The organism is Olleya sp. KKT75 (genome assembly GCF_055635485.1).
In genome coordinates, this window is the sequence record NZ_CM145759.1 from 2,049,212 (window position 1) to 2,066,339 (window position 17,128).

Here is a 17,128-nt window from a genome sequence, read left to right on the forward strand (position 1 = left end):
AGATGGTAGAAAAGCACAAGTAACTTTATGGTTAAAGTTTTAAGTAAAATATTTATCAGTACTTAATGTATGATAAGGGGCATCCTTTACACTAAGCCTTATTTATATTTGCTAGTGTTTATGTTTAAGAGTAGTAGCGTGTTTGCGTGCTAGGATTTTCCGCAGGAAAATCAAACGTAGTAAACTTGCAACGACCTTTGGTTAAGCCCAAAATTGATCGATTATTTTTATACATTGTTGTGTGTAGTTTTTTTAATTCAATCTTTTATATTCAATTCGCGCTTCATTAATTGTTCTGTCAATAAAGTCTTCGCCATATTCTTTTTCAACTTCATCGTTCATTGATTCCGCATAACATTCTTCTATGAGTGAAGGTTGGTCATTTGCTTTAATTATAATCTTATATTTTTCTTCCATATATTTCCAGTAAAATTGCTCAAAATCAGTCACTTCAACAGTTCCGAGTATATCATATTCTCGAATTCCATTTTTAAAGTCGGTTATAGCTTTTTTACTTACTGAATCACATGCAGTAAAGATTGGTTCATTCAACTCTAAAGTCGGTGGTTTTTCCCGATTATTTTTACATCCGAAAAGGATAAAAGTAAGCATCAAAATCCGATAATTCATTCGTTAGTTTTTCGGTTAAATTGGGTTTCTCAAATTACACACAACGGTTACGTATTAGGAATAGTGCGATTTTGTGTGCTAGGATTTTCTGAAGCAAAATCAGAAGTAACAAAAATACACGAACTCTTAATTAAGCACTAAACTACCCATTATTTATACGATGTATTAGTGTCTCTTTTATTTTTTCAGTTCGTTAGTTAATTCGATTATTCCTTTTCTTGTTAGTTTTCCACTTTTATAAATTATTTCTTTTTTTTCAGTTCCTGCTATTTCTTCATAATTTTCATCACAATCGGAATACTTTAAATTATTTGCAGTATAAATATTAAACTCTTGATCAATTTCCATAAGTTCTTCGCATTCAGAACAAGGTCCTTGTCCGCAACCACCAATTGCAATAGTTTTTGAGTCAATTCTTTCTCCGTTTAATTTATAGGTTGTCAATATTGGTAAAAAACAATCTGCTGCTCCAAGAGTAATTGTCGCAACATAATTTCCATTTGTCGGAATCTTTCCAAAAACATAATATGGTTCCTTTTCAAAAGGTGAGCTTATTTCCTTGTTCAGTTCCGTTAATGGTTGAAAATCGTCTTCGCAACCTTTAATTTTTATTGGTAATTTAATTTCAGGAAATTGGTCAATAAAATTCTGAAATTGGTCATTTACTTCAGGTATTTCAGAAGTGAGTTTTTCAGGTTTATTATTTTCAGTTTTACAACTTACAAATAAAATTATTCCAATTAATATAATCGTTTTTCTCATAGTTTCTCAAATGCACCACTGCGTCTCGCATAAGAAACGTAGGGCAGTAAATAAGCACTTTCGGTTCGGGTTATTACTTAGCTAAATATAAATAGTTTGCTTTTATTTTTCGTCTATAAATGTCAAAGTTTATATTTAGCGGACTTTGTTATTATTGACGGACCTTTTGGTCTAATATAAATGCCCTATGTTTTTTATACATTGTTGGCAAATCGTTTTTTATTACCACTAATCAAGTCAATATTAATTTCAAAATAAAGTCAAGTTAATATTTGTTTTTTTTTCTTTTCTTAAACTTCAAAGCAGTAGAAGTTGCATATCCAATTAGTATTCCCAAAATATTCGGTGCTATATCAGTCAATGATCCTCCTCTTGTTGGTGCAAAGCCTTGAAGAATTTCAATGAGAAAACCAAGAACCAAACAGAATAGAATCACTTTTTTATGCTCATTTTTACCATAAGCATATAGACCTAACCAATAGGTGATTATGTAGTGAAGAATATGTTTCCATTTAAATAAAGAATTTAATAGGTTATCAAAATTGATTGAACTGCGGAGTTCAAAATTATCAAATATGAAAGGTGCTTCATTATCTTTGGAATAAATCGCATAAACGATACTAATAAGACTTATAATAATTAAGGGTATAAATTTCATTATTTACTACTTAGGTAGTTATTCAGGCGTTAAATCTTTTTTATTTTTTGCTTTGATGAAATATTTTGGCTTTCTAATATATGCAGCGAAAATAGTTGCCATCACAATCAAAATTGTCACTTCATAAGGTTTTCCTTTATACATATGAATAAACACTATAAAAGTCATATACAAAGCTAAAAGAGTAGCTCCGATTAGTATTGTCTTATTGTACAAGAACAATATTGTCGATATTAAAAGAAATATTCCAGTAGTAATCATTATAGTACTATTTGCAACAATTTTGTCCGTTTGATTGGAGTTAAGTATTTTGTCTAAAGCATTTGGTATAAAAAACAATGTTATTACTAAAGAAGGTAACCAAGTCAATAGTGTTTTTAAATTTTTACTCATTTTTATTCAATTATCATTGTTGCTTTTGCAGTTCGATTTAAATGTTTTCTAACGTGATTTAGTATTTAAGAGTCTAGATTAGCATACGTTTTTATATACACAATTCTTTCTACAAAATCTTCCCAGTTTGGGTGTACTAACTCATTTTTGTTAATTTGTAATATCTCAGACTTATTAAATCTAATTTCAACGTTATTTGGATAAATATTAAAAGAAGTAACTTCGTTAAGTTTTCTGTATTTATTTTTTCCGAGTTCATCAATTCCGCTTTCATTTATCGATATTATTCTTCGTTTTGAAACTGTGTATTCAAAGAATAAATAGATTAGAGTCGAAAAAAAAAGTATTCCAGTATAAATATTCAATTGACTTAAACAAAAGACAGCTATTAATCCAGCGAATCCAATATTCCAAAAGTCGAAATTACCCTTAGATAGCATAACATAAGATTTGCTTCTAGTAATATTTTCAAATTTTTTATATGCTAATATTGATGATGATAAATAAGGTAAAAAAAGTAAAACTAGGATTAATTGATAATTATCGAATTCTCTAATAACAAAATATGCTATAATTATATATAGTATTTTTAAGATTTCTATTTCATTAAATTTTATCATTTCGCAAGTTTTATTTAATATTTTGTAATGTTAGTGTTGTTGTAAATGTTTAATATATTGGATTGCGAATATGATGTTGGTTTATAGAATCTTATCCAAGCTCACACGAATTTAGCCTATTTTTCTGACAAATTGAAATACCTAAACCTTAAACAAAACCCAATTAAAATATTAAAACCATAATTTAACAGTACCTTTGCATCAAATTAAAAGAGATAACCTAACTAAATAGTGATTATCTCGATAAACAGTATTTATGTCATTTCAATCTTTAGGCCTATCTGAAGCCTTACTAAAAGCGATTAGTAAAAAAGGATACACAACACCAAGTCCAATTCAACAAAAAGCCATTCCGCCAGTATTAGCGGGACACGATGTGTTGGCTTCGGCGCAAACTGGAACAGGTAAAACAGCAGGTTTTACATTACCATTATTACATATTTTATCGGAAAACCCGAAAGAAAAGTACAGACCTATACGTGCGCTAATATTAACTCCAACACGTGAGTTAGCAGCACAGGTATATGCCAATGTAAAAGAGTACAGTGAGTTTTTAAACTTACGTAGTGCTGTAATTTTTGGAGGTGTTAATCAAAAACCTCAAGCAGCAACAATCCGTCAAGGTATTGATGTGTTGGTAGCAACTCCAGGACGTTTAATAGATTTAGAAAGCCAAGGCTTATTATCTTTAAAACGTGTTGAGATTTTTGTTTTAGATGAAGCTGACCGTATGTTAGACATGGGGTTTTTACGCGATATAGAACGTGTAATGAAGTTAATGCCAGACAAACGTCAAAATTTAATGTTCTCTGCAACGTTTTCTAAAGATATTAGAAAACTGGCTAACGGGATTTTAAATCGCCCGGTACAAGTAGAAGCTACTCCAGAAAATACAACTGTTGATGCTATTACACAAAAAGTATATCGTGTTGCTAAAGCTAAAAAAACAGATCTAATCATCAAGTTAATTACTGATGGTAATTGGAAACAAGTGTTAGTTTTTAACAGAACTAAGCATGGTGCTAATAAGTTAGTAGAAAAAATGATTAAAGCAGGTATTAAGGCTGCTGCAATCCATGGTAATAAAAGTCAAGGGGCACGTACTAAAGCCTTAGCTGGTTTTAAAAGTGGAAGTATTAGTGTGTTAGTAGCTACTGATATTGCTGCACGTGGTTTAGACATACCTTTATTACCACACGTTATTAACTTTGAAATTCCTAATATTTCTGAAGATTATGTACACCGTATCGGTCGTACTGGTCGTGCAGGAGCTAATGGGGAAGCGATAAGTTTAGTAAGTGCTGACGAAACGACTTTTTTAAGAGATATTCAAAAGTTAATTGGTATGAAATTACCAGTAGAGATTATGGAAGGGTTTGAACCTGATCCAAATGCATCTACTGCGCCAATTAAACCTGGTCAAAATAGACAGCCTAGAAATAATAAGCCTAAAGGCGATAAGGGTAAGTCAAGAGGTGGTAACGCGTCTTCAAACTCTGGAGGTCGTAATAGAACTAAATCTAAAAGTAGAAATAGCGATAGTAGACGCTAATTTGTTTATGACACTTGCTTTAAAAGATAAAATAATAGAAGTTTGCAATAAGAAAATTGCGCAAAAAGGAGACTCCGTTGGAGTCTCTTTTTATGCTTTTTTTAAAAATAAAAATGATGATCCCGAGTTGTTAATGGAAGCTGCCACGTGGTGGATACAAACTAATAAATTGGATCATTTTGAGAAAGCAGTAAAAATTAAAAGCTTAATAGAAAATATCTAGTGGAAACACAAAAAAACAATCCTTTACACGGTATAAAACTAGAACAGATCATAACGGATTTAGAATCGCATTATGGTTGGGAGTACATGGGTCATGTTATAAAAATTAAATGTTTTACAGATAACCCTTCAATTAAATCTAGTTTAAAATTTTTACGTCGTACACCTTGGGCTAGAACTAAGGTAGAAAACATGTATTTAAAGTATTTAAAGAATAATAAGTAAGCTTATTGCATTGGTGTTTCTGATAAGAATTTAGCTGAGTTTACGCCTTTTTTTCTGTCTAAATATCGTCTTAATACACCTCCTTTGACATTGTTTACGTCAAACTCTACAATAAAGGCATCTTCATCTATATTGGATATAATACGATACATTTTTTTTATATCAATACGGTTTATAATAGTGTGTATGATATCTATATCTTCCGTTTCGCCTTGGTTAATAAAGCCTCTTTTTCCTTTGTAAATGGTCATTCCTGTACCTAGTTCTTTAATAATTTCGACTTTTATTTTGTCAGAATCTTTAGACACAATGGACACCCCTATAAAATCTTCAAACCCTTCAATAACCATATCTGTAACTTTAGCAGTTACAATATAAGTTAGTATAGAGTACATGGCTATTTCTTTTGAAATTACAAAAGCGGTAATAGTAAATAAGATCACATTAAATAGTAAAATTACTTTACCAATACTTATTCCAAAACGGTCATTTATAAAGACACCCAAAATTTCTGACCCATCTAAAACACACCCATTTCTAATGGCAATTCCAATACCAGATCCTAAGAATAATCCACCAAATATGGAGATTAGAAATTTGTCTTCTGTTATGATTTCAAAATTTTCAAAGTGAATAAATAGTGCAAGTCCTAAAATGCTAATGACTGACTTTAGAATAATCCTTTTAGAGACCGTAAAATAACCAATAATTAAAAACGGAATACTAAACAGTACTAGTAGTAAGGAAATATTGATATGTACTAATCTGTTTATTAATAATGCAATTCCGGTAACACCACCATCTAAGAATCCATTAGGAAGTAAAAAGGCTTTTAATCCAATACTTGCTAATACAATTCCGAGTGCAATTTGTGCGTATTCTGAAAGTGATTTTGTTATTTTTCGTTTTCTTGAATCCATAGCTTATAGCTGTAGTTTTCTTAAGCCTTCATAAACAATAATCCCAACAGCGTTTGCCAGGTTTAAACTTCTTATATGCTCACTATACAAAGGGATTTTATAAAGTGAATCTTTATGCTTTTCTATTATAGCGCTTCCAAGTCCAGCGGATTCTTTACCGAAAACTAAAAACTGGTTGTCTTTAAACGGGATGTCCCAATGGGATTTAGTTCCGTGACTAGAAAAGAACGCAAAATCAGCGTCTTTGTTTATTCTAAAAAAGTCATCTACTGAGTCGTACATAACAACATTTAAATGTTTCCAATAGTCTAATCCTGCACGTTTTAAACGTTTGTCACTTAGTTCAAATCCAAAAGGTTTAACCAAGTGTAACGTACCGCCAGAAGCTAGCGCTAGTCTACCAATGTTTCCAGTGTTGTTAGGGATTTCTGGTTCTATTAAAACGATATTAAGCATTGTTTTTTGATGTTAATTTTACAATTATTACTCTAATTAAAAGCACCCAAGGAAACCCATGTAGTAGCACATCAAACCAATCTTTAGGTTGCATACCTGTTACGCCTCCTGCAATCCATTTTAATTTACCCCAAAGATGAGGTTCTGGAAAAAAAGGAGCTAGGCCTAAGGTTAAACATAGTAATGCAATTAGTCGGAAGTCGTTAAGTAGTTTCATAAAAAAAATGCCTATTCAAATATACTGAATAGGCATTTAATAACTAAACTAAATCGGTTTAGCTATTGGTTTTATTTTGCTGTTTTTTAATGGTCGCACTATCAATATCAAAATCGTTAGTCTCCCTTTTTGTGTTTCCTGTAGGGTTAGTTGGATTGGTTTGTCTAACCGTTGTTTTAAATTTCTTTCTATCTTTTATCATTCCCATAATTTATAATTTTTTGGTTCTTAATAAAGATAGTATTTACATATGCTACTGTGTCACAAGGGATAGTTAAACTAATGTCACTAACTGTTAAACTCTCTTAAAGGATTATTTAAGATCCATTTTCATTTCGATCATCCTATTTTTAAACCCTTTTTTTTCATAGGCTTTAATCGCTGAGGTATTATCGCTGTATACTTCTAATCTAGTTTCAAAAATACCGATACTAATAGACCATTGTTTTAAGTGTTCAATTATATTTTGAATCACACCTTGACCTCTAAATTTTGGATCGACATACATAAAACCCATATAGGTGTATTCTGTAATTTTGTGATAGGGCTTTGCTTTTACAATTTTGGCATAGCCTGAAGCGATAGGCATACTGTTAACTGTAGCAACGATTAATTTAGCGTCTTTTGATTGTATTAAAAAGTCAAGGTCATAATACGTACAATCGGCTTTTAAAATACTGTCAAAAGGACGCTCGTAGGCAATAAGTTGTTGTTCAAATTGTAATAACACTGGTTTGTCCTCCAATGTTGCTTCTCTAAACGTAATCGTTGCCATAGGTGTTACTTTTTAATTTAATATAGTATCCGTAAATTCTTTTATTTTGGCGTTACCGTTAGTGGTTAAGTGTTTTATAAATGCACTTCCAATAATGGCTCCTTTTGCATATTGTGTTGCTTGAGTAAACGTTTTGTTATCAGAAATACCGAAACCTACAATTTGAGGGTTGTTTAACTTCATATCTGCAATACGCTTAAAGTAATCTGTTTGTGTTGTTCCAAAACCAGAATTACCACCTGTTACGCTAGCGCTACTTACCATGTAAATAAATCCGTTTGAAATAGAGTCTATAAAGTTGATGCGTTCCACACTAGTCTGTGGTGTAATTAAAAATACATTTATTAAACCGTACTTTTCAAATGTTGCTTTGTATTGGTCATTGTAGACATCTACTGGTAAATCAGGAATTATTAATCCGTCAATACCGGTCTCTTGGCATTTTTTGCAAAATGCTTCAACCCCATATTGTAACATTGGGTTAAAATAACCCATGATTATTAATGGTATTGATACTGTTTTTCTAATGTCTTTTAGTTGGGTGAATAACGTGTCTGTTGTCATTCCGTTTTTTAAAGCTTGCGTAGAACTAGCTTGTATGGTTGGCCCATCTGCTAAAGGGTCACTAAATGGAAGCCCAATTTCAATCATATCAACTCCGTTTTGTTCAAGGTTTTGAATTATTGAAACCGTATCGTTTAGTGTTGGGTAACCTGCAGAGAAGTATATGCTTAACAGCTTTTTATCTTCTTTTAGTTTTTGATTTATTCTGTTCATTTTTAAATGAATTTATTTTTTGTTTGCACTAATGCAGTTTTTTAAATTTATCTATATTCATTTTTTGCTTGTCCAAAAAACGAACCAAAAAAAGACATCCAAGCCAAGGAATTTTCAGTTTTACAAACTGAAACCAATACGAAAACTCCGCGTCGAACTATGTTCTCCTGTTTTCGGAGCTTTTCTTTATTTATTCTTCGCCTTGGCGTTCAATTCTGCGAATTGATTAGGGACTTTTTCTATTGCTAGCTTTGTTTAATTTTTGATACTTAACTTGTCTTAAATTCTCATTATTTTGCTAACTATATAGCTCTCCCGCGTTGAGGATTACTCACAGATTAATATTTTAAAATATTGATTTCGTGAACCTAAAGGTTTGAAAAGGTTTGTTTGAGCGCCTCACAGAGCGCGAGCATTGAAAGCCTGACCCTTGTGGTAACGCCCAAATATTACAGTTTAAAATAGTCGATATAATTTTGTAAATCTTTATCACCACGTCCTGATAAATTAATTACGACGATGTCTTCTGGATTAAATTTTTTGTTTTCGAAAATGGCAAATGCATGCGAACTTTCGATTGCTGGAATAATCCCTTCTAACTGACTTAATTCTAATCCAGCTTTCATAGCTTGATCATCGGTAATTGAGATAAACTCGGCACGACCAGTGGTATACAAGTTAGCATGCATTGGCCCAACACCTGGATAATCTAATCCTGCAGAAATCGAATAAGGCTCTGTAATCTGTCCATCTTGCGTTTGCATTAATAGGGTTTTACTTCCGTGAATAATGCCTTCTTTTCCTAATACCGACGTTGCTGCACTCTCTCCAGAATAAATCCCTTTTCCGGCAGCTTCTACTGCTACTAATTTAACGTCTGTGTCATCTAAATAATGGTAAAAAGCACCTGCTGCATTACTACCACCACCTACACAAGCAATGACATAGTCTGGTTTTTCGCGTCCTTCTTTGTCTTTTAATTGCCATTTAATTTCTTCAGAGACTACAGATTGAAAACGTGCGACCATATCTGGGTAAGGGTGCGGTCCAACAACACTACCAATAATGTAATGTGTGTTTACTGGGTTATTAATCCAATCTCTAATGGCCTCGTTAGTGGCATCTTTTAAGGTGCGACTTCCTGATAATGCTGGACGTACTTCTGCGCCTAACATTTTCATTCTTGCCACGTTTGGTGCTTGGCGTGCAATATCAATTTCGCCCATGTAAACAATGCATTCCATGCCCATTAAAGCACAAACAGTTGCTGTAGCAACACCATGTTGTCCAGCGCCAGTTTCTGCTATAATACGCGTTTTACCTAAACGCTGTGCCATTAAAATCTGACCGATGGTATTGTTTACTTTGTGTGCTCCTGTATGGTTTAAATCTTCGCGTTTAAGGTAGATTTTAGTATTATATTTTTCGCTTAAGCGTTTTGCAAAATAGAGAGGAGAAGGGCGTCCAACATAATCTTTTAATAAGTAGTCAAATTCCACTTTAAAAGACGGTTCTGCCATTATTTTTAAATAGTTTTGACGTAATTCTTCTACGTTTGGATATAGCATTTCTGGGATGTATGCACCTCCAAAATCTCCGTAATATCCTTTGTCGTTAATATTAAAACTCATAATTGTGTGCTATCAATTTTTGTTTAAAATCGTTAAGTTTTGTCGTGTCTTTTAATCCTGCTGCAGTTTCGAATTTGCTATTTAAATCAAATCCAAAGCATAGGTAAGATTCCGGCCTCTTTAAAAATAGAAGAATGGCATCTACTTCGTTTAATCCAATACCGCCACTTAAAAAGTAAGGTTTTGAAGAGGGGTAGCTTTTTAAAACATTCCAATTAAAGGTGTAACCATTACCTCCGGGTTCTTTTCCTTTTGTGTCAAATAAATAATTGTCACAAACATCCTCATAAGGTTCTAAAACAGAGAAGTCAAATTGGTTTTTTATAGAAAACACTTTGATTACAGCAATGTCTAAATCTTTTAAACGTTGACACAATTCTGGTGTTTCTTGACCGTGTAATTGCACCCCTTGTAAGTCATGCTTATCCACTTTTCCTTTTATATACTCAAACGTTGCATTTACAAAAACACCAATTTTTTTGATGCTTTCTGGTAATTCTGGAATGACTCCGTTAAAATAACGCGATGATTTTTCGTAAAAAATGAAACCCATATAATTTGGATTAAGATCAGCAACATCTAGGATGTTGTTTTCATTTTTCATTCCGCATACTTTTAGTTTCATAGTCTTAGTTGTTTAATGTTTTGATAAATTGTTTGGCACTTAAGCCAGCATTGTCAGTTTTCATAAAATTTTCGCCAATTAAAAACCCTTTATAACCAAAGGGTTGTAGTGTTTTTATGGCTTCGATATTGCTTATTCCGCTTTCCGATACTTTTACAAAATCGTCAGGGATTAAATCACTTAATTGTTTGCTTGTATCTAAACTAACCTCAAAGGTTTTTAAATTACGGTTGTTAACACCCAGCATATCTAAGCTTGGCATAATAGATTTATGTAATTCGTCTTGGTTATGCACTTCTAAAAGCACATCAAGATTTAAACTTTTAGCTAATTCTGAATAGGTTTTAATTTCTTCTCTGGTTAAGATTGCTGCAATTAATAAAATAACATCTGCACCATAAGCTTTAGCTTCAATAATTTGGTACGGATCTATTATAAATTCTTTTCTTAATAAAGGTAAATTACAACTTGCTCTTGCAGTTAGTAAATCGTCTAAACTTCCTCCAAAATATTTCCCATCGGTTAAAACAGACATTCCGCAAACACCAGCATCTTCATAACCTTTAGCAACATCAAAGACATTTAAATCGTGATTGATGACTTGCTTTGATGGCGAACGTCTTTTATGCTCTGCAATGATACCTGTGCTGCTTTCTTTTAATTTTTTTGCAAGTGAAACAGTCTCGCGTTCAAACAAAATAGAGTGTTCTAATTGTTTGATTGGTATTAACTGCTTGCGTAAGTTAACTTCAATACGTTTGTCGTTAACTATTTTAGTTAGAATATCCATTACTTACTTAATTCTATTAATTTTTCTAAACTTATTTTTGCACGTCCACTTTCTAAACTTTCTTTAGCAAGTTGATAACCTTCTAAATGTGATATTTGTTTGGCTGTTGCAATTGCTAAACCTGCATTAGCACAAACCACGTTGTTTTGTGCGTCTGTACCTTTTCCATTTATAATATTTTTGAAAATTTTAGCAGCTTCTTTAACAGTGTCTCCTCCAAATAAGTCTGATTGTTCTAGTTGTTCTAATCCTAAATCTGATGGACTTAACATAGTCTCCGAAGCGTTAGAAATAATTTTTGTATTTCCTGTTAAAGATATTTCGTCATAACCATCTAGAGCGTGTACGATACTATAGTTTTTATCTGTGTTTTGATATAAGTAACCATAGATACGTTGTAACTCTAAATTAAAAACACCAACCATTTGGTTTTTTGGAAATGCAGGATTTACCATTGGTCCGAGCATATTAAAAAAGGTTTTAACACCTAATGCTTTACGTATTGGTGCCACGTTTTTCATGGCTGGGTGAAACAAAGGTGCGTGTAACACACAGATGCCAGCTTTTTCAATAGAGTATTTTAAGAAATCAGATTTATCAGAAAAATGAATGCCTAAAGCTTCCATTACATTTGAAGATCCTGAAGCTGATGATACTCCGTAATTACCATGTTTAGCAACGTTTACTCCGGCTCCTGCAGTAATAAAAGAGGCTAAGGTAGAGATGTTAAATGTGTCTTTTCCGTCTCCTCCAGTTCCGCATAAATCGATAGGGTCAAAATCCGAAAGGTTTACCGGGATACATAACTCTAATAGCGCATCACGAAAGCCTTGAAGCTCTTCCAGTGTTATACTACGCATCATGTAAACGGTTAGGAAAGAAGCAATTTGACTTTGATTATATTGACCTAATGATATATTAACCAATACGCGTTTTGCCTCTTCTGTAGAGATGCTTTCTTGATTTATTAATCTATTTAGTATTTGTTTCATTTCTATGATTTACTCTTCGTTTTTAAAGAGATCTTTTTTAAAGTTTTAATAGCTATTTTAAGTATTGTGTTCGATTATAATTAGCTATTGATCCAATTTTCTAAAATTTGTTTTCCATTTGGTGTTAATACACTTTCTGGGTGGTATTGTACGCCTCTAACATCATAAACACGATGTCTTAACGACATAACTTGTCCGTTTTTATCAAAAGACGTCGCTTCTAAAGCTTCTGGTAAGTCAGGGTTAACAACCCATGAATGGTAACGTCCTACTTCGATAGTTTTATCCATACCTTTAAATAAGACTTCATCATCCACAACAATCTCTACATTTGTAGCAACTCCGTGATATACCTCTTCTAAATTAATTAAAGATCCTCCAAACACTTCTCCAATAGCTTGTTGCCCTAAACAAACGCCTAAAATACTTTTTGTAGGTGCGTAAGTTTTTATTATTGCTTTTAAAAGACCTGCCTCATCCGGTATTCCTGGACCTGGAGATAGCACTATTTTGTCAAAAGCATCAACTTCTTCTAAAGTTAATTTATCGTTTCTTTTTACTGTTACTTCGCAATTTAAGTCCTCAAGATAGTGAACTAAATTGTAGGTAAAACTATCGTAGTTATCTATTACTAGTACTTTCATTTTTATACTTTTTTAATTTCCGCTTAAAGCGAAAACTATTTATTTGCAATTCCTTTTTTATGATTCAATGTGCTAGTTTAGATATTAAATATCTTCTGCTAATTGAATGGCAGTTGTTAAAGCACCAAGTTTGTTATACACTTCTTGCAGCTCGCTTTCTGGATTTGATTTTGAAACCAATCCTGCACCTGCTTGCCAATGTAATTGATGATTTTTACTCATAAACGTCCTGATCATAATGGCATGGTTATAATTACCATCAAAATCCATAAAACCAATAGCGCCACCATAAAAACCACGACTTGTTTTTTCGTATTTTTCTATTAGCTGCATGGCTTTGTGTTTTGGAGCACCACTTAATGTTCCTGCAGGAAACGTGTCTGCAACCACTTGCATAGTCGGTGTATCTTGATGTACCTTTCCTGTAACTTTACTAACTAAGTGAATTACATGTGAGAAAAATTGGGCTTCTCTATAAGTCACAACTTTTACTTCGCTACCATGTCTACTTAGATCATTTCTTGCTAAGTCTACTAACATTACATGTTCTGCGTTTTCTTTAGCATCCTGTGCTAGTTTTTTTGCTAGTATTTGATCTTCTTCGTCGTTTCCTGTTCTTTTAAATGTTCCTGCTATTGGGTGGATTTCGGCTTGACCGTTAATAACCACTAATTGTGCTTCTGGAGAACTTCCAAATATTTTAAAATCGCCGTAATCAAAATAGAAAAGGTATGGAGACGGGTTGACACTACGTAGGGCACGATACACATTAAACTCGTCTCCTTTAAAAGCTTGAGAGAATTTTTTAGATAATACTAATTGAAACACATCACCTCTTGCACAGTGTTGTTTTGCTAATTCTACTTGTGCTTTATATTCGTCATCGGTTAGATTAGATTCTATTTCAGAATTTGTTTCAAACTTATAAGATGCAAAGTTTTTAGAGCTAATTAGTTGTAACACTTCGTCTATATTATTTTCTGTTTCAAAACAGTGCGCAAAAATATAGGCTTCGTTTTTAAAATGGTTTATGGCAATTATATTTTGATACACTGCGTAATAGACATCAGGTATTTCTAACGAATTTGGTTTTTTAGAAATCTGAACATCTTCAAAATGTTTTACAGCATCATAAGCCGTATAACCAAAAATACCATTGTTTATAAATTTAAAATCTTCGTCAGATTTAACTTTAAAACGTTTGGTGAATTTATGAATCATTTCGGTTACGTTACGCACCTTGTTTTTCATTTCACTACCATCAGGAAATGTCTGTGTAATTGCCGTATCATCTACTTTAATAGAGGCAATTGGGTTAAAACAGATATAAGAAAAACTATTGTCGTTGGCATGATAATCGCTACTTTCTAACAAAATACTATTAGGATATTTATCTCTAATTTTTAAGTAGATACTTACCGGAGTAATAGTGTCTGCTAGTATTTTTTTATAATGTGTGTATAAACTGAATGTTTTCATTTTTTGGTTGAATTTATTTCAGTACCTCTTACTTAAGAGATAGTATTAATTTGTTGTTTGTTTCTGAAGCTAATTCAGAAAATAAAAAAAAGGCTTGTCGTGAATGACAAGCCTTTTTGTATAGTTATTTAAATAATACGTATAGGTTAGTTCACGAAGTTTGAGTTTCGAGAGTTCCACCACCAAGTATGATTTAATATTGTGTTCATAATTATTGTAAAGTTCAAAGATATAAATCAAATTTTAGTTTTTCAAATTTTTTAGCTTCAAATTATGCAATTAAGGAGTGAAAATGTAACATTTCGGATTTTTTCACGTCTATATACTAAAGAAACGTTAATTTTGTAGAAAATTAAGAGTACAAGAAAATGGCAGATTTATTACAATCAGACTGGGTAGCCCAATTAGAAAAAGATGACAATGCGGTAATCCTAGATGTTAGAACGGATGCAGAGGTTGCAGATGGTAAAATACCAAACACATTACATATTGATATATACAAAGGACAAGGTTTTGTAGATGATTTACAAAAACTAGATAAGTCTAAGAATTATTATGTGTATTGCAGATCAGGAGGGCGTAGTGCTCAAGCTTGTGCGGTTATGAATCAACTAGGTTTTGAAAACGCATACAACCTAATGGGAGGTTTTAATGAGTGGAATGGTGAGGTAGAATAATATTTATTTATGAAAAAAGTATCGATAATTTTAAGCTTTTTAGTTTTGTTAGTGTTTAGCTGTACAGAACAAGTAGAGGGCGAAATAAAAGTGGTGTCTCCAGAAGAGATGCAAACATTATTACAATTAGATAATGTGCAATTAGTTGACGTAAGAACGTCTAAAGAGCATAACTCAGGTTACATTGCGTTGGCGCAAAACATAGATTTTATGTCACCAACATTTGATAAAGATATTTTAACTTTAGACAAAGAAAAGCCTGTAATGTTATATTGCCAAAAAGGCGGAAGAAGTGCAAAATGTGCAGAAAAAATGATAGATCTAGGATTTAAAAAGATTTATGATATGCAAGGCGGCTTTTCTAAATGGGAACATGAAGGACTGCCCTACAAGAAAAAATAACAAATAAAAAAATCCCAATCTGAAAAGGTTGGGATTTTTTTGTGGAGTCGGAGAATATTTCTTACGTTGTTTTTGAATACTTAGTTTTTATGATTATGTTGTTGTAAAGCAGTGCTTTGGCGGTGTTTTGTATGCCTTGTTGATAACTTTAATACTAATAAGGTATAACAAAATTATCAACGATTTTGTCAACGCAGTTTATTAACTAAATATTTCGAAAAAATTATGAGGTACAGTTTTAACCTTAGAAAACCTAAATCTGATTCAGAGACATTAATTTTATTTTCTTGTTATTTTAATCAAGAAAAAAAGAGATTTGTCTTTTCTACAAAAAAATCAATTTTGCCAAATCATTGGGATTTTCAAAATAGATGCCCAAAGAAAACGGGTAAAAATGTTTCTTTAAATCAAAAAACAATTTCAAAAAAACTTCGTGACTTTGAAGATGCTTTTCTGTTAATTAAATCTAGATCTGAACTAGGAGAGTTGCAATTTGATAGCAATACATTAAAAGAGCACTTTAATAAGGAATTTGAAAGAGTAGCTAAGGTGAGTTCGTTTTTCGAGGTCTATGATCAATTTACAGAAGAGAAAATAAAGTTAAAAGAATGGAAACATTCTATTATTAAAAGATATACCAATATTAAAAATTTATTGCTTGAATTTGAGGACGTAAAATGTTATAAGTTAACCTTTAGTAAGATTAATAAAAAGTTTTTTACAGAATTCACAGATTTCTGTTATGAGTATAAAAATCATTTTACAAATACATTTAGTAGAAACGTAGGTTTATTTAAAACCTTTATGTTTTGGTCTATAAAAAATGGTTATGCTTTTAATCCTGCTTTTCTTGATTTTAAGAAACCACAACGTGTTTTAACTAGAGAGGAAGCTCTAACATTGGAACATTTAAGAGAATTACATCATTTTGACTGTGAAACTGAATCTTTAACTAAATCAAAAGATGCTTTTGTATTTCAATGTTTGACAGGTATGCGATATGGTGAGTTGAAACTTGTAAACAAAAGGATAGTAAATGAGCACAATAGTATTGTTCTTAAAGAAGAAAAGGATTCTTCAAAATCCTCAAGAGAAATTCCTTTGACAAAAATTGCTTTGGATATTCTATTAAAGTATGACTATAAGTTGCCGCTACTTTCTAATCAAAAGCAAAACGAGGCTATTAAAGTTGTTTTAAAGGCTGCTGGTTTCACAAATGAAGTAGAGTTTACGAGAACGAAAGGAGTAGAGCAAGAAACGTTTATCAAGCCTTTTTATAAACGAATATCAACACATACTGCTAGACGTAGTTTTATTACTATTATGAGAAACAAGGGAGTTGCAGATAAAACTATAATGAGTATAAGTGGTCATAAAGATATTAAGACTTTTAATATGTATCATCAGGTTAATGATTCTGCTAGAATGAATGCTGTTAATAAGGTTTTTGGGGAGTTTTGATTTTTGGTTGAAGTGCTAACACAAAAGTTGTGACTTTTGTTTAAGGACATTGGAAGCAAGAAATGTTAGTGTGTCTAAGACAGAAAAAGAAGTAGAGATAAGAGAGTACAGTTTGCTGGGACTAATAATGGTCATAAATTAACCCCGTCCATTATTATTTCCGATTTTTATTCCGTAATTACACAATATGTGTTATTGTGCTAAAAAAATGAAGCTAATT

At 32.1% G+C, this 17,128-nt stretch carries 23 protein-coding genes; 6 read left to right on the forward strand and 17 right to left on the reverse strand.

The genetic code is table 11. The features are described from left to right. Positions 1-252: 252 nt before the first annotated feature. The 5 genes from ACZ2G2_RS08970 to ACZ2G2_RS08990 all read right to left on the reverse strand — a co-directional run bounded on the left by ACZ2G2_RS08970 (position 253) and on the right by ACZ2G2_RS08990 (position 3,063). Positions 253-630: a hypothetical protein gene (locus tag ACZ2G2_RS08970; RefSeq protein ID WP_470391869.1), complete on the reverse strand. Its 378-nt coding sequence runs from the start codon at positions 628-630 to the stop codon at positions 253-255. 177 nt (positions 631-807) lie between these two features. Beyond that, positions 808-1,392 (reverse strand): hypothetical protein, encoded by a 585-nt coding sequence (locus tag ACZ2G2_RS08975; RefSeq protein ID WP_470391870.1) that lies wholly within the window; start codon positions 1,390-1,392, stop codon positions 808-810. A 265-nt stretch (positions 1,393-1,657) separates the two neighbouring features. Next, positions 1,658-2,050 carry a VanZ family protein gene (locus tag ACZ2G2_RS08980; RefSeq protein WP_470391871.1) on the reverse strand — a complete coding sequence of 131 codons (393 nt, stop codon included), beginning with the start codon at positions 2,048-2,050 and terminating at the stop codon, positions 1,658-1,660. Positions 2,051-2,068: 18 nt separating this feature from the next. Beyond that, positions 2,069-2,443 (reverse strand): hypothetical protein, encoded by a 375-nt coding sequence (locus tag ACZ2G2_RS08985; protein WP_282068767.1) that lies wholly within the window; start codon positions 2,441-2,443, stop codon positions 2,069-2,071. A gap of 65 nt (positions 2,444-2,508) precedes the next feature. Continuing rightward, positions 2,509-3,063 carry a hypothetical protein gene (locus ACZ2G2_RS08990; protein WP_470391872.1) on the reverse strand — a complete coding sequence of 185 codons (555 nt, stop codon included), beginning with the start codon at positions 3,061-3,063 and terminating at the stop codon, positions 2,509-2,511. 256 nt (positions 3,064-3,319) lie between these two features. Here ACZ2G2_RS08990 and ACZ2G2_RS08995 point away from each other — a divergent pair, with 256 nt between their 5' ends. The 3 genes from ACZ2G2_RS08995 to ACZ2G2_RS09005 are packed head-to-tail and all read left to right on the forward strand — an operon-like array spanning position 3,320 to position 5,062. After that, positions 3,320-4,615, forward strand: a complete 1,296-nt coding sequence (locus ACZ2G2_RS08995) for a DEAD/DEAH box helicase (RefSeq protein WP_470391873.1) — start codon at positions 3,320-3,322, stop codon at positions 4,613-4,615. Positions 4,616-4,622: 7 nt separating this feature from the next. Continuing rightward, positions 4,623-4,838, forward strand: coding sequence for a DUF6500 family protein (locus tag ACZ2G2_RS09000; protein ID WP_090841461.1), 216 nt, complete (start codon positions 4,623-4,625; stop codon positions 4,836-4,838). After that, positions 4,838-5,062 carry a VF530 family protein gene (locus ACZ2G2_RS09005; RefSeq protein ID WP_090841458.1) on the forward strand — a complete coding sequence of 75 codons (225 nt, stop codon included), beginning with the start codon at positions 4,838-4,840 and terminating at the stop codon, positions 5,060-5,062. The genes ACZ2G2_RS09000 and ACZ2G2_RS09005 overlap by 1 nt, the downstream gene beginning before the upstream one ends. Before the next feature lie 2 nt (positions 5,063-5,064). Here ACZ2G2_RS09005 and ACZ2G2_RS09010 read toward each other — a convergent pair whose 3' ends face one another. The 12 genes from ACZ2G2_RS09010 to ACZ2G2_RS09065 form a co-directional block, all read right to left on the reverse strand. Beyond that, positions 5,065-5,982, reverse strand: a complete 918-nt coding sequence (locus ACZ2G2_RS09010; RefSeq protein ID WP_470391874.1) for a YitT family protein — start codon at positions 5,980-5,982, stop codon at positions 5,065-5,067. 3 nt (positions 5,983-5,985) lie between these two features. Then, positions 5,986-6,438, reverse strand: a complete 453-nt coding sequence (locus tag ACZ2G2_RS09015) for a tRNA (cytidine(34)-2'-O)-methyltransferase (RefSeq protein ID WP_470391875.1) — start codon at positions 6,436-6,438, stop codon at positions 5,986-5,988. After that, complete coding sequence (locus ACZ2G2_RS09020; protein ID WP_470391876.1) at positions 6,431-6,655, reverse strand: hypothetical protein; 225 nt, start codon at positions 6,653-6,655, stop codon at positions 6,431-6,433. Before ACZ2G2_RS09020 ends, ACZ2G2_RS09015 begins: the two co-directional genes overlap by 8 nt. A gap of 58 nt (positions 6,656-6,713) precedes the next feature. After that, positions 6,714-6,863, reverse strand: coding sequence for a hypothetical protein (locus ACZ2G2_RS09025; RefSeq protein ID WP_177183540.1), 150 nt, complete (start codon positions 6,861-6,863; stop codon positions 6,714-6,716). 105 nt (positions 6,864-6,968) lie between these two features. Further along, the gene (locus tag ACZ2G2_RS09030) at positions 6,969-7,430 is read right to left on the reverse strand and encodes a GNAT family N-acetyltransferase (RefSeq protein ID WP_470391877.1); all 462 of its coding nucleotides are present in this window, start codon (positions 7,428-7,430) and stop codon (positions 6,969-6,971) included. 12 nt (positions 7,431-7,442) lie between these two features. Continuing rightward, positions 7,443-8,207 (reverse strand): tryptophan synthase subunit alpha, encoded by a 765-nt coding sequence (gene trpA / locus ACZ2G2_RS09035; protein WP_090841447.1) that lies wholly within the window; start codon positions 8,205-8,207, stop codon positions 7,443-7,445. Positions 8,208-8,656: 449 nt separating this feature from the next. Continuing rightward, entirely contained in the window at positions 8,657-9,838 is a 1,182-nt protein-coding gene (trpB, locus tag ACZ2G2_RS09040; RefSeq protein ID WP_470391878.1) for a tryptophan synthase subunit beta, read from the reverse strand. After that, a complete protein-coding gene (locus ACZ2G2_RS09045; RefSeq protein ID WP_090841443.1) occupies positions 9,828-10,463 on the reverse strand; it encodes a phosphoribosylanthranilate isomerase in 636 nt (211 codons plus the stop codon). The genes trpB and ACZ2G2_RS09045 overlap by 11 nt, the downstream gene beginning before the upstream one ends. A gap of 4 nt (positions 10,464-10,467) precedes the next feature. Further along, positions 10,468-11,253: an indole-3-glycerol phosphate synthase TrpC gene (trpC, locus tag ACZ2G2_RS09050; RefSeq protein ID WP_470391879.1), complete on the reverse strand. Its 786-nt coding sequence runs from the start codon at positions 11,251-11,253 to the stop codon at positions 10,468-10,470. Then, positions 11,253-12,245, reverse strand: a complete 993-nt coding sequence (gene trpD / locus ACZ2G2_RS09055) for an anthranilate phosphoribosyltransferase (protein ID WP_470391880.1) — start codon at positions 12,243-12,245, stop codon at positions 11,253-11,255. Before trpD ends, trpC begins: the two co-directional genes overlap by 1 nt. An 80-nt stretch (positions 12,246-12,325) precedes the next feature. After that, a complete protein-coding gene (locus ACZ2G2_RS09060; RefSeq protein WP_282068755.1) occupies positions 12,326-12,889 on the reverse strand; it encodes an anthranilate synthase component II in 564 nt (187 codons plus the stop codon). An 84-nt stretch (positions 12,890-12,973) separates the two neighbouring features. Beyond that, complete coding sequence (locus ACZ2G2_RS09065; protein ID WP_470391881.1) at positions 12,974-14,368, reverse strand: anthranilate synthase component I family protein; 1,395 nt, start codon at positions 14,366-14,368, stop codon at positions 12,974-12,976. A 368-nt stretch (positions 14,369-14,736) separates the two neighbouring features. Here ACZ2G2_RS09065 and ACZ2G2_RS09070 point away from each other — a divergent pair, with 368 nt between their 5' ends. The 3 genes from ACZ2G2_RS09070 to ACZ2G2_RS09080 all read left to right on the forward strand — a co-directional run bounded on the left by ACZ2G2_RS09070 (position 14,737) and on the right by ACZ2G2_RS09080 (position 16,908). Next, entirely contained in the window at positions 14,737-15,045 is a 309-nt protein-coding gene (locus ACZ2G2_RS09070) for a rhodanese-like domain-containing protein (RefSeq protein ID WP_470391882.1), read from the forward strand. Positions 15,046-15,054: 9 nt separating this feature from the next. Further along, on the forward strand, positions 15,055-15,447 hold the full coding sequence (locus tag ACZ2G2_RS09075; protein WP_470391883.1) for a rhodanese-like domain-containing protein: 393 nt from the start codon (positions 15,055-15,057) through the stop codon (positions 15,445-15,447). A 225-nt stretch (positions 15,448-15,672) separates the two neighbouring features. Next, the gene (locus tag ACZ2G2_RS09080; protein ID WP_470391884.1) at positions 15,673-16,908 is read left to right on the forward strand and encodes a tyrosine-type recombinase/integrase; all 1,236 of its coding nucleotides are present in this window, start codon (positions 15,673-15,675) and stop codon (positions 16,906-16,908) included. The last annotated feature ends 220 nt before the right edge of the window (positions 16,909-17,128 follow it).